Source organism: Arcticibacterium sp. SM2516 (genome assembly GCF_057914865.1).
On record NZ_CP195290.1, the window covers coordinates 4,847,563 to 4,860,174 of the forward strand.

General features: G+C 37.8%; 10 protein-coding genes. 7 read left to right on the forward strand and 3 right to left on the reverse strand.

Going from position 1 to position 12,612, the window contains the following annotated elements; all coding sequences use genetic code 11:
• Nucleotides 1–248: 248 nt before the first annotated feature.
• Complete coding sequence (locus tag ACSBFT_RS19895; RefSeq protein WP_463048658.1) at nt 249–1,568, forward strand: sigma-54-dependent transcriptional regulator; 1,320 nt, start codon at nt 249–251, stop codon at nt 1,566–1,568.
• Complete coding sequence (locus ACSBFT_RS19900) at nt 1,569–2,894, forward strand: sensor histidine kinase (protein WP_463048659.1); 1,326 nt, start codon at nt 1,569–1,571, stop codon at nt 2,892–2,894.
• On the opposite strand, the gene trhA is transcribed toward ACSBFT_RS19900, so the two are convergent.
• Entirely contained in the window at nt 2,891–3,556 is a 666-nt protein-coding gene (gene trhA, locus ACSBFT_RS19905; RefSeq protein WP_489602162.1) for a PAQR family membrane homeostasis protein TrhA, read from the reverse strand. The genes ACSBFT_RS19900 and trhA overlap by 4 nt on opposite strands.
• 118 nt (nt 3,557–3,674) lie before the next feature.
• Here trhA and ACSBFT_RS19910 point away from each other — a divergent pair, with 118 nt between their 5' ends.
• Nucleotides 3,675–4,685 (forward strand): bestrophin family protein, encoded by a 1,011-nt coding sequence (locus tag ACSBFT_RS19910; RefSeq protein ID WP_489602163.1) that lies wholly within the window; start codon nt 3,675–3,677, stop codon nt 4,683–4,685.
• Nucleotides 4,686–4,876: 191 nt separating this feature from the next.
• Here the strand turns inward: ACSBFT_RS19910 and ACSBFT_RS19915 are convergent, their stop codons facing one another.
• The gene (locus tag ACSBFT_RS19915) at nt 4,877–5,335 is read right to left on the reverse strand and encodes a DinB family protein (protein WP_463048662.1); all 459 of its coding nucleotides are present in this window, start codon (nt 5,333–5,335) and stop codon (nt 4,877–4,879) included.
• Nucleotides 5,336–5,715: 380 nt separating this feature from the next.
• The gene (locus tag ACSBFT_RS19920) at nt 5,716–6,414 is read right to left on the reverse strand and encodes a glycosyltransferase (protein ID WP_489602164.1); all 699 of its coding nucleotides are present in this window, start codon (nt 6,412–6,414) and stop codon (nt 5,716–5,718) included.
• Nucleotides 6,415–6,671: 257 nt separating this feature from the next.
• On the opposite strand from ACSBFT_RS19920, the gene ACSBFT_RS19925 reads away from it, so the two are divergent.
• The 4 genes from ACSBFT_RS19925 (at nt 6,672) to ACSBFT_RS19940 (ending at nt 12,603) form a co-directional block, all read left to right on the forward strand.
• On the forward strand, nt 6,672–9,425 hold the full coding sequence (locus tag ACSBFT_RS19925; RefSeq protein ID WP_489602165.1) for a TonB-dependent receptor: 2,754 nt from the start codon (nt 6,672–6,674) through the stop codon (nt 9,423–9,425).
• A gap of 81 nt (nt 9,426–9,506) precedes the next feature.
• Nucleotides 9,507–10,448, forward strand: a complete 942-nt coding sequence (locus ACSBFT_RS19930; protein ID WP_463048665.1) for a purple acid phosphatase family protein — start codon at nt 9,507–9,509, stop codon at nt 10,446–10,448.
• Between the two features lie 34 nt (nt 10,449–10,482).
• Nucleotides 10,483–11,547 carry an alkaline phosphatase family protein gene (locus tag ACSBFT_RS19935; RefSeq protein ID WP_489602166.1) on the forward strand — a complete coding sequence of 355 codons (1,065 nt, stop codon included), beginning with the start codon at nt 10,483–10,485 and terminating at the stop codon, nt 11,545–11,547.
• Between the two features lie 144 nt (nt 11,548–11,691).
• On the forward strand, nt 11,692–12,603 hold the full coding sequence (locus tag ACSBFT_RS19940; RefSeq protein WP_489602167.1) for an AAA family ATPase: 912 nt from the start codon (nt 11,692–11,694) through the stop codon (nt 12,601–12,603).
• Nucleotides 12,604–12,612 lie beyond the last annotated feature (9 nt).

A 12,612-nucleotide genomic window follows, 5' to 3' on the forward strand; every position in this document is an offset into this window, starting at 1 on the left:
TATTCTAAACCTGTGCCAAATAGACTATGTGTTTGTTTATGAGTATTTTATGATAAAGTGTCCGTTTTTTATTCGTTCGGCAGCGTACATGAATGTCCGTTTCCGAACACTACTTGACAAGGTCTTTTATTATGTATTAGAATTCAATATTTATACAGATGTATCTCACGAATTATTATGTTAATTTTAAAAACGATACATCTTTGAATTTGCCCAAAGGGAAAGACGAAACTATTAAAAAGATAACCATGTCAAAAATATTAGTCATAGATGACGATGTCGACATTTTAAGTGCAGCCAAACTTTTTTTGAAAAGGCATTTTGATGAAGTTACGATTGAGAAAAATCCTGAGAAAATACCATTTCTCTTAAACAATTATGAGTTTGACCTCATACTGTTGGATATGAATTTTACCCAAGACGTAAATACGGGTAGAGAGGGTTTCTTGTGGTTAGACAAGATACTGGATTTGAAACCGGAGGTTAAAGTAGTGCTGTTTACAGCCTATGGTGACGTGGAAATGGCAGTAAAATCTATAAAACTTGGAGCAAAGGATTTTGTGATAAAGCCATGGGAAAATGATAAACTGCTTTCTACCATACAATCTGCCTTAGGCGAGGCTCCTCCAGACAAGAAACCTTCTTCTGATGATGACATTATAGGGAGTTCAGAAGCTATGAAAAAGGTTTTTAGTACCGTAGATAGGGTGGCAGACACAGACGCCAACGTGCTTCTTTTGGGCGAAAACGGTACCGGTAAAGATTTAGTGGCGAGTGCCCTACATAAGCTTTCCCAGCGTAAAAAGCAGAGTTTTGTAAGGGTAGACTTGGCTGCTATGCCAGAAACACTTGTGGAAAGTGAGCTTTTTGGTCATGTAAAAGGAGCCTTTACAGACGCCAAAGAAAATAGAGTGGGCAAGTTTGAGGAGGCTAATAAGGGTACGCTCTTTTTGGATGAAATAGGTAACTTATCGCTCCCTGTTCAGAGTAAACTCCTAAATGTTTTTCAGTCGCGAACCATAGTGAAGTTGGGAAATAATAAACCTCAGAATGTGGATATAAGGTTGGTGTGTGCCACCAATAGCCCTATTCAGGAGATGGTGGCAAAGGGTGAGTTTAGGCAAGATTTATTGTACAGGATTAACACCATTACCATTGAACTGCCGCCGCTACGTGAAAGAACGGGTGATATAGAACTTTTGGGGAATCATTTTCTGGAGATATATAAGAAAAAGTATAATAGGAAAATTACGGGACTAAGCTCGGCACTGGTTAAAGAAATGAACAGGTATAACTGGCCTGGAAACGTGAGAGAGCTTCAACATGCTATAGAAAGAGCGGTTATAATGTGCCAGAAAAACACCTTGGCAATTGAAGATGTTTTTGGCGAGCAGCATCAGTTTAAGGCTTCCCATGAAACCACTAAAAGCTATGATCTGGAGAATATGGAGCAACATATGATAGTAAAGGCTTTAAAAAAATTCAATGGAAATATTACAGAGGCGTCTAAAGAATTAGGACTTTCTAGAGCGGCTCTTTATAGGAGAATTGAAAAATATGGTATCTAAATGAAAAGATTTTCAATTCAGATAGTCTTTAGGATAGTTTTCTTGACCATTTTTCTTTGTCCTATACCTTTTGTGTGGTACTCGGGAAATAAACCAGTAGCGGTGATATTTTTAATTGCAGCGGTTATTTCTGGGGTTTCTCTTTATAATTATGCTTCTGGGGTTAATATTAAGTTGACTCGTTTTTTTGAGTCCATTCAATATTCCGATTTCACCGTAAAGTTTAGTTCGGATAATAAGCTGGGCAAGAGTTTTCAAGATCTCAACTTGGAAATGAATCAGGTGATAGAAGCTTTTAAGTCTGCCAGAGCAGAAAAGGAAGCAAACATTCACTTTCTGAATACCATGGTTCAGCATATAGATGTGGGTATTATTTGCTATGATGCCCATGGGCAGATAGAGGTTCTTAATAATGCTGCAATCCGCCTTTTGGATGTTTATAGGTTGAGGAATTTGAGCGATTTACTTAAAACAGAACACGCTACACTTTATCATGAAATGCGAAAGCTGACCTCAGGGGGTAGGTATATGTATAATGGGAAAAACGGAATCCAGCTGGCTGTAAATGCCACAAAGGTGAATTTGAGAGGGCGTGCCGTTAAGATTATTTCACTTCAAAACATTAGATCCGAGTTACAAGAAAAGGAGCTGGATGCATGGCAAAATTTGACGAAGGTATTAAGGCATGAAATTATGAATTCCATTGCACCTATTGTTTCTCTGGTAGGTACCATGAGAGACATCGTTCAAGAAGATTTGATGAATAAGGTTGAGAATAATGAGGCCATTGAAGATTTAAGCGAAGCTTTGAAAACGATAGAATCTAGAGGAAAAGGGGTCATGAGTTTTGTGAATGCCTATAGAGATTTTACCACCTTACCAAAACCGGTTTTTAAAGAAGTGGCGGTCTCCGAAATTTTAAATAGAATAGAAACTTTGGTATTGGCAGATGCCAAGGCCAAAACATTAGATATTTCTTTTTCTGTGGAGTCTGATTTTACGGTCTGGTGTGACATTGACCAAATAGAAATGGTATTGATAAATCTGGTCAAAAATGCCTTTGAGGCTATTTCAGAAAAGGAAAAAGGTTTGGTTTTGGTAAAAGCAATGCAGCTGTCAAAAAGAAATGCCATCGAAGTAAAAGACAATGGTTTGGGTATTGTCCAAGAAGCATTGGAGAAAATATTCATACCTTTTTATACCACTAAGAAAACAGGACAGGGAATCGGTTTGAGCCTTTCAAAACAGATTCTTCAGATGCATAGGGGAGATCTTACGGTGAGATCGGAATTGGGACAGGGAACGGCTTTTAGGCTAGAGTTTTAATATAAATACCAAGCGGCTAAATAATGAGAAAGGCTACCACCTAAGACAAAAAGATGCCAAATGAAATGACCATATTTTAGACTCTTCCAAAGGTAGAAAAACACACCAATAAGATATGAGGCTCCGCCAATGGTAAGCCAATAAGCACTGGTTTCTGGAATGACCTTAAATAGCGGTTCGATGATAAAAAATGCCATACAACCCATACCTACGTAAGCTAAAGTAGCCACTAGATTAAATCTATGGGTGAAGAAATATTTAAAAACGCTCCCCACAAGAACAATAAGCCATAATATAACGAAGATGAGCAGACCAATTTTGGTTTGAAGATGAGCCAGAATAAATGGAGAAAAACTCCCCGCTATTAAAAAGTAAATACAAATGTGATCTACTACCCTTAGCCTTTTTCTAAGTTCTAGCTTAAAAGTTCCGTGATATAAGGTGGAAGAGGTGTATACCATAAGCAGCGATATCACGAAAACCAGGCATCCCCAGAAATACCAATCCCCCTGGATAGATGAAGCTTTAATCAGCAATATAGGCGTTAGAACAAGGAAAATGAGCAGTCCAATGGCATGAGAAAGCATGTTAGCCGTTTCCTCTGGAATGCTCCTGACTAGGCCATTTAATTGCGGAGGGACTGTTTTGGGGAAAAGAGGCATTCCTGTCTATAATTTTTGATATTTCAAATGTAGCCTTTCCCATTGAATAGAGGAAGACTATTTGTCCATACGAATTGGAGAAAAAGGCTAAATTTGTTTTAAATCAAGTGAAATTGGCATGCAAGCAGGAAGAAGATATAGTTTGTTTCAATTACTAAGATGGGAAATGAAATTCCTATTTGCATTTCTTGTTATAGATGCTATTCCCGTGGTGTTATATCACTTTTTTGGTTGGGAGTGGCTGCATATTCCTTGGCAACCCATATCATTGATTGGTATTGCGGTAGCTTTTTACCTTGGCTTTAAAAATAATTCCTCTTATGAGCGGCTTTGGGAAGCCAGAAAAATATGGGGTGGAATAGTAAATGCCTCTCGTTCATTTACGGTCATGTCCAGAGACTTTGTTTTTACTAAGACAAGGCCAGAAGTAGAAGAAACGGAGATTAGTAAACGATTAGTTTATAGACATATAGCTTGGCTCTACGCCCTTAGTTTTGAGCTGAGGAAATTAAAAAAGTGGGAGCATAATGGGAGCACGGAACGAGCTTTCAGAAAGGCGTTTGATACCGATTATTCAGAAAGTAAATTTGAAAAACTTAAAGATTATATAAGTCCATCGGAATACGACTATGTGATGGGAAAGGGAAATAGGTCTTCTCATTTATTAAGTCTCCAGTCTAAAGATATAATTTCCCTTAAAAAAATGGGGAAGTTAGACCGTTTCAGGCATTTAGAAATGCATGCCTTAATCACGGAATTTTATGCACTGCAGGGGAAGTCTGAACGAATTAAAAACTTCCCTTTTCCACGTCAATATGCCACTGTAAATTATTATTTCGTTCTCTTATTTGTGATTCTTTTACCTTTCGGTATGCTTGATGTGTTTGTAGGTTTGGGTTCAAGCCATTCCATTTGGTTTTCTGCTGTTTTTTCTGTGCTAGGTTCTTGGGTTTTCTGGACTATGGAAATGATAGGCGATTATAGTGAAAATCCTTTTGAAGGTACATATAATGACGTCCCCATCAGTAGTATGGTGGTGGGGATAGAAAGAGATATCCGTCAGATGCTAGATGAAACGGATTTGCCAGAACCTATAGAACCAATAGGGGAAATGAATATCTTGGTTTAACCCGGATTATGCGTTGGGGAGACGTTATAAGAAGTTAAAGTGCAATAAACCAGACAATTAAAGGAAATTGGAATAGTGTTTACCCTGACCTAATGTCGAAGGGCTATGGTGATTGAGTTTACATACTGATTTGAAACAATTTAGCTACGGTCCCGATAAAATCGGGAGATTGCCTGATGCATAAAGCGGGTTTAAGATTTGCAGAAACCCCCTCTTTTAAGAAAAATATAATCAGTTATTAAGGGTTCTATACCTGCCTGCCTAAAGTCCGAAATTATTTGACCACGGTGGTGGGTATGATGATTTACGGTATGGAAGAGGATGTCTTGAACGGTGTTCACAAATGTTTCTCCTTTGGGATTTGTATAAGTGATTTTTGTATCCATATCCAGGTCTTTAATGATTTTTAAAGAGTTGTCTAGGTTTATGGAGTCAATTTGATGTGCTTTCTCACAAGAATATATCTGGTTAACACCAAATGGCGTAGTATACATTAATCTGGCATTCCAGATTTGGTGAGCATTTAGCATATGACAAAAAAGCGGATGTGTTCTTTCTGGAAGAACATCTTTATGCTTAACCAACTCTTCGATTAACTTTTGGTTGAAGTGATGGTTATATTCGAAAATCTCTTTAAAAAATGATTTCATGAATGGCACCCAATCTTTTGGGGATCGTTAAGTGTCTGCTTATGTATTGAATAAATGTTTGTAACATTAAAACGGTTGCATCTTTCTATCATTGCAGCAAAGACTCACGATTTGTTTTATTTCAAATGCACTTTTGTCAAATATAGCTACAGATTTGGCTATCTCGCAGACAAATGATGAATTTTAGATGTTAGAGTTTTGGTTGAATGTTAGCTAAAAGCAGGTTGCATCTGTCTTTATATGCTATGGTGGCATAAAGCTGTGAAAAATGTTGCTTTTTGTTTAGCATTTAAAGCGTTTTAACATTTCGTTAGGATACGCGATAAACACCTTTTTTATTTATGAGGTATCATTATAAGATTTTCAAAGAGGTTGTTTTCTTAATGCTTCAGAAGGCTTTTGTAGGTTTGATGAAGTTCTTGTGGGCTAGCTTGGTTTTTAATCCATTTTTTCATGACTAAATAGTTGGCTTTCTGTATTGTCCAATAGCCATTTATCGTATATTTCCGTGAAGAAATTAAAACATTTTTTGGGATTATTTTAAACTTAAATTTGTCTTTACCTCTTACTATGATGTCATAATCCTCCATAATACAGTGTTTTTCACTGAAGCCATTGAGCTTCTCAAAAACTTCGCTTTTTATAAATAAGGTTTGGTCGCCACCGCGGCACCATATCATAGGAAACCTGGTGAAAAAAGCATTGATATAAAGTAATGGGTTTGGGTAGTCGTCGTACCAACTTCGGTAAGAACCCATATCCGCTCCATTTTTTACCGCATCATATATATCCTTGATGAAATCTTGATGAACCATGACATCCGCATGAACAAAATATAGAATGTCACCTTTTGCTTTTTTTGCAGCCTCATTCATCTGATGGTTCCGTCCCCCTTTTTGGGCTTTATAGAGTTCAACGTCTAAGTTGTGGGCTACTTTTTCAAGGTTGTCATTTGAAAGTGGAGAATCGGCTAGAATGATTTCATAAGCCGTGCTTTGCGGGATATTATTCCGTATCTGATCCAAACAAGGTTTAATTTGCTCAGTCTCGTTATAGGTAGGGATAATTATGCTTATCATATCAAGTGGTATAAAATCTATGTACGGAAGGCGTGTGTTTTGAGATTGAAAAAGATTTGGAATGGACATCCTCTGATGAGTTTTTACGGCGGAGCCTTTTTTCTAGTCTTTTTTAATCGGGTGTAAATGAATGTTTTATTCTGAGTAAAGTGCTTTTAAATCTAAGATTTGATATTAAACAAATTCGAAACTTTAGCGTAACAATTCGATAATATTAGAAAAATACCTTTGCGGAACTTTAACAAAATACCTAAAATATGCAGAGAGTCTTTACTTTAATAACCTTTCTTTTTATTTCAATAATATCAATAGCACAAGAGGCGAGCATTTCTGGTCATGTTTACGACGATAACGGATTGGTGCTGCCGGGAGCAAGCGTAAAAGTAGATGGTAAAACGGCTATCTCGGATATGAACGGAAGCTTTTATTTAACTAACCTTAGCTCAGGTTCTAGGAATGTTAAAATCTCTTATATCGGATATAATACTTTCGAGAAAATCATAAACCTAGCAGCTGGTCCAAACAAATTTACCTTTGAGTTGATCTCTGGAATTACCCTTAAAAAAGAAGTGATAATTTTAGGAGATAGACTAAAAGGCCAGGCGAAGGCTTTGAATCAACAAAAAACCAATGCCAATATTACCAATGTGGTTTCTTCTGATCAAATAGGAAGGTTTCCAGATTCAAACATAGGAGATGCCTTGAAGAGGATTCCCGGAATTACGATGCAGAACGACCAAGGGGAAGCCAGGAATATTGTAATTAGAGGTATGGCTCCTCAGCTAAACTCGGTTACTTTAAATGGCGAAAGGATACCTTCCGCTGAAGGTGACAATAGAATGGTGCAGATGGATTTAATTCCTTCTGATATGATTCAGACCATTCAGGTTAACAAAGCTGTTTTACCGAATATGGATGCGGATGCCATTGGCGGTTCTGTCAATTTGGTCACTAGAAAGGCTCCTAACGATTTAAGAATTTCTGGAACGTTGGGCTCTGGTATAAACATGCTGTCCAAGAAACCCATTTATAATGGTGCTTTCGTGATAGGAAACAGAATCTTTAATCAGAAGCTGGGTTTTGTACTTTCAGGCTCTTATAATGACCATAATTTTGGCTCGGATAACGTGGAAGCAGTTTGGGTAGATTCAGAACAAGGTGCGGTTATTGACGAATTGGATATTAGAGCTTATCAGGTTCAGCGTGTTAGAAGAAGTTTTTCTGCCAATCTTGATTATGAATTAAGTACCAATCATTCTATTGGTTTCTCAGCCATGTATAACTGGAGAGACGACTGGGAAAATAGATTTAGAATGAGAGTGAGTCAACTGGAAGACGCTTTTGATGACGGCGATTTCACTTTAAATTCTGACGGGACATTTACCTCATCTGCAGGGAGAGTAGAATACCAGACCAAAGGAGGGTTAAACACAGACAGAAATAAGGCTAAAAGGTTAGAAGACCAACGTGTTTATAATTATACCCTAAACGGAACTCATCTTTTCAATAGGTTACTGGCCACATGGAATGTGACATTGGCTAAGGCTTCTGAAGAAAGACCAAACGAGCGTTATATCAGTTTTAGAGACAAAAGCCAAACGGTTACTATTGATGTAAGAGACACCATGTCTCCTTTTACTTATTTGGCAAACAGAGCAGATAATCTGTCTATAGGCCTTGACGCCATTTCTGAGCAGTATCAATATACTTTTGATAAAGATCTTAATGCGAAATTAGATTTTCAGCTACCATATTCGAATAATGGTGTGTTGAAGTTTGGTGGTAGATCAAGGAACAAAGAAAAAAACAGAGACTTGAACTACTTTGAATATGAGCAGATCAATGAAACGATAACCGACCTGGCCAGCGTTCCGCATTCAGATTATTCTGATGCTGGCTTTTTACCTGGTTCAACATATCAAGTAGGTCAATTTGCCAACCCAGAATTTCTTGGAAATCTTGATTTGAATAATACGGCTCTTTTTGAAAAGAAGGACGTTCCAGAAGAATACATTTCTGGTATTTATGCTGCAAATGAAGGCATTCAGGCTGTTTATGCCATGGTAGACCAGCAGATTACGCCTAAGCTTTCTGCAATTGTTGGTTTGAGATATGAGCATACAAACATTGACTATACCGGAAACGTATATAACATAGACGACGAGACGGTTTCTAAAGATTCAAGAACGAATTCTTACGGAAATTTTTTGCCAGGTGTGCATGTGAAGTATGATATTAAGGAAAATGCCATTATAAGATTTGCTTGGACAAACACCATGGCTAGGCCGAACTACTATGACCTAGTGCCATTTGCAAATTATAGTGCTCAAGATGCCGAATTGGAAAGAGGAAATCCAGATTTGAAAGCGACTACTGCTTCTAATATTGATTTAATGGCAGAAAACTATTTCGAAAACGTGGGTATTGTTTCTGGGGGCTTTTTCTATAAAGACATCAGCAATTTTATTTATTCTCAAACCATACAAAACTATTCAGATCCAGTATTTGGTGATGACTTAGAATATAGTTTACCTAAAAACGGCGGTACGGCAGATGTTTACGGTTTAGAAGTTGCTCTTCAGCGTCAGATATGGAAGGGTTTTGGAATCTATCTGAACTACACCTACACAAAATCTTCAACTACTGGGATAGAAGAGCGTGAAGATGAGAATTTGGCTCTTCCAGGAACGGCAAACAATATGTTTAATGCTTCGCTATCTTTCGAAAATAAAAAGTTTGTAGCCAGAGCTTCAGTGAATTATTCTAGCGATTACATTGACGAATTGGGTGGCTCAGCTTTTGAAGATAGATATTATGACAAACAGACGTTCTTAGATGTGAATGCAGCATATTCTATAACACCAGCATTAAGGATTTACCTGGAAGGAAATAACCTTACTAATAAGCCCTTAAGATATTATCAAGGCATTTCTTCTAGAACCATGCAGAAGGAGTTTTATAACTCGAGATATAACTTAGGATTAAAGTTTGACTTGAATAAAAAGAAATAGGTTTTTAGCCCAAAATTAGTAGGTTGAAAGACTGAATTAGATGCCCATTATTTGGGCATCTATTTGTTTTAAATAAAAGAAATGAGAAATATAAAGTTAGTAGTGTTATGCAGTTTAGTTTTCAGCTTTTCTTTCGGGCAGAAAGGGGTAAAGCTGGATAAGAAAATATTTTATGATGATGATGCCACCGGTATCTTTGTTTTTGGGGATTGGGGAAGAGGGGGAGAATTTAAGCAAAAGGAACTGGCCAATGCAATGGGTGCGGCTGCCAGAAAATTAGAACCTGAGTTTATCATTTCTACAGGAGATAATTTTTATCCAAATGGTGTGGCTAGTGTTTCAGATCCACAGTGGAAGGCGTCTTTTGAAGATGTCTATTCAGACCATGCTTTAAATATTAATTGGTTTGTGGTTTTAGGTAATCATGATTACAGAGGAAATATGCAGGCTGAGATTGATTATACGAACATCAGCAGAAGATGGAATATGCCTGAAAAATATTATTCTTTTGAGCAAGAACTAGAAGATGGGAGCAAAGGTCTATTTGTCTTTATTGACTCTAATCCCCTGAATGACGCGTATTACGGAGAAGAAAAATACGCCGCAAAAGTAGCAGCACAAGACACTACTGCTCAGATGAAGTGGTTAAGGAAAACTCTGGGAGATTCTGATGCAGATTGGAAGATAGTGACAGGCCATCATCCTTTATACACCGGAGGAAAAAGAATTGAGGATCCAAATGATGTGAGAAATCATATACTTCCAGTTTTGAAAGAGTTTGATGTAGATTTTTATTTAGCAGGTCATGAGCACGATTTGCAGTATATAAAACCAGAGGGTAAAACACACCATATTGTTTCCGGTGCGGGTTCTGAGGTTAGACCTACTGGTAAACTAGAGCATACTATTTTTGCGGAGTCCAGACAGGGATTTGCTTACATCACTTTAAAGAAAAATGCTGCCCACTTAAGTTTTATAGACTATAAAGGGAAGTTGCTCTACGAAGCCAACATTACCAAATAACTATATATTTGTGTTTCAACTTTAATTCAACCTCATGAAAAAAATTCTTATTCTTTTGGCCTTTAGTTTTGCGGCTACCGCCCAGAAAACGGAAAATGTAATTCTTATTACCTTAGATGGACTTCGATGGCAAGAGGTTTTTACTGGTGCAGATTCTGCTCTATTATTTGACGAGGGCTACACCGAATCGATTAAAAATACAGCCGGCAAGTTTTGGATGGAAGCGGGAGACTTGAGAAGAGAGATTTTGATGCCTTTTTTATGGAGTACCGTAAAAGAGAAGGGTGTAATAATCGGGAACAAAACATTAGGTAGTAAGATGGATATTAAGAATCCTTATGGGTTTTCTTATCCTGGGTATAACGAGATTTTAACAGGTTACCCTGATGATAGCGTAGATTCTAATGATAAAATTTATAACAAGAATATGACTGTCTTAGAGTTTATTAATAAGAAGAAAAAGTACAAAGATCAGGTGGCGGCTTTTGCCACATGGAATGTCTTCCCGTATATCATAAACGATAAAAGAAGTGGCGTTTACGTGAATGCCGCAGGGAAATCTATGGAAGTGACGGAGTCTAAAACAGAGGCTTTGCTAAACGAAATACAAGCTATGGTTCCAAGTTTGGCTAGCCAAAGATTTGACTTTGTTACCTACTATATGGCTCAAGAATACCTTGAAAAGAAACAGCCTAAGCTATTGTTTATTGGTTTTGATGAGACAGACGAGTTTGCTCATGAGGGCAAATACAGAGAGTATCTTTATGCTGCAAATTCCATTGATAAATACATTTCAAAGATTTGGGAATATTGCCAGTCAAATCCGAAGTACAAGGATAAAACTACCATAATTATTACTTCAGACCACGGACGTGGACAGGAAATAAAAGACCAATGGAGAAGCCATGGCGAAGACGTGAAAGGCTGCCGCTCCATATGGTTAGCCGCTATTGGTCCAGACACCCCTGCTTTAGGAGAAATGAAGGTGGAGCATCAAGTGTATCAAAATCAAATAGCCGCTACCGTAGCTAAGCTCTTAGGAGAGAAATTTGAAAATGGACATCAAATAGGTGAATCCATGGATTTGATAGTAAAATAAGAACGCTTAAGTCTTTCATAAACGCAATAGGTAATGCTACTTTAAGCAGTTGCTTTTGACTTTGATGGTGCCATTTGAAGAGCGGGACTAGAACGCTCGTTTGGAAAAATGTGTTAAATTGCACTAAACATCAACAAAAAAGTAATGGCATTGACTGAGTTTTGGACAGGCTCCGATAAATACATTTGTGACGCGAGTTTGGCACAAGCATTTCATATGGCAAGGGTTTTAGGAATGCCATTATTGATAGAAGGAGAGCCTGGAACGGGTAAAACAGAGCTCCCTATTCAGTATGCCGATTCTACGGGTTTGCCCATTTTCACCTATCCTACGGGTTCAAAAAGTAATGTAGAGCATTTTGTAGCAAGGTTTGACCATGTCAAGTATTTGCGTGACTCTCAAATAGAAATTTTAAATGCCCAGCGAAACGAGAAGGGCCTAGAAACCAATCTTTCTACAGGTGGAAGAAATTCTGAAAACTTGGCAGATTATGTTGCTAAAGGCCCAGCAGCTTTGGCCTTCTCTAGTCCGCATTCGGTGCTGCTAATAGACGAGATAGACAAGGCTCCAAGAGAGTTTCCTAACGATTTACTCTATGCTTTGAGTCATAGAAAATTTATCATGCCAGAGTCTGGTGAGGTGATAGCCGTTTCAGAAGAGAATATGCCAGCCATAGTGATTACATCCAACAGAGAGCAGGAGTTGCCAACGGCTTTTAAGGGTCGCTGTATTTACCATTATATCAATTTCCCTGACGCTACTTTAATGCGTGAAATAGTTCTAAAGCATCACCCTAAAATTCATGATAGGGTAATTGAGGTAGCATTGGATGCTTTTTATCAGCTTCGCAATCTAGGTTTAGAAAGAGCCCCTACCACAAGAGAATTACTAAACTGGCTCAAATATGTTCAGGCATTTTCTAGCGAGGGTGCCATAGAAAAAATTAAAGGTTTGGACGGTTTAGGAGTATTGGTCAAAACCCAAGCGGATATGGAGAAAATCAAGCGTTCACTTTCAGGCCAGCCGGAGCCTAGAAAACAAGGGTTTTATAATTGAATTTAAATA

Coding starts and splice junctions, on each gene's coding strand:
- ACSBFT_RS19895 (WP_463048658.1), top strand. CDS start 249: ATGTCAAAAATATTAGTCATAGATGACGATGTCGACATTTTAAGTGCA.
- ACSBFT_RS19900 (WP_463048659.1), top strand. CDS start 1,569: ATGAAAAGATTTTCAATTCAGATAGTCTTTAGGATAGTTTTCTTGACC.
- trhA (WP_489602162.1), bottom strand. CDS start 3,556: ATGCCTCTTTTCCCCAAAACAGTCCCTCCGCAATTAAATGGCCTAGTC.
- ACSBFT_RS19910 (WP_489602163.1), top strand. CDS start 3,675: ATGCAAGCAGGAAGAAGATATAGTTTGTTTCAATTACTAAGATGGGAA.
- ACSBFT_RS19915 (WP_463048662.1), bottom strand. CDS start 5,335: ATGAAATCATTTTTTAAAGAGATTTTCGAATATAACCATCACTTCAAC.
- ACSBFT_RS19920 (WP_489602164.1), bottom strand. CDS start 6,414: ATGATAAGCATAATTATCCCTACCTATAACGAGACTGAGCAAATTAAA.
- ACSBFT_RS19925 (WP_489602165.1), top strand. CDS start 6,672: ATGCAGAGAGTCTTTACTTTAATAACCTTTCTTTTTATTTCAATAATA.
- ACSBFT_RS19930 (WP_463048665.1), top strand. CDS start 9,507: ATGAGAAATATAAAGTTAGTAGTGTTATGCAGTTTAGTTTTCAGCTTT.
- ACSBFT_RS19935 (WP_489602166.1), top strand. CDS start 10,483: ATGAAAAAAATTCTTATTCTTTTGGCCTTTAGTTTTGCGGCTACCGCC.
- ACSBFT_RS19940 (WP_489602167.1), top strand. CDS start 11,692: ATGGCATTGACTGAGTTTTGGACAGGCTCCGATAAATACATTTGTGAC.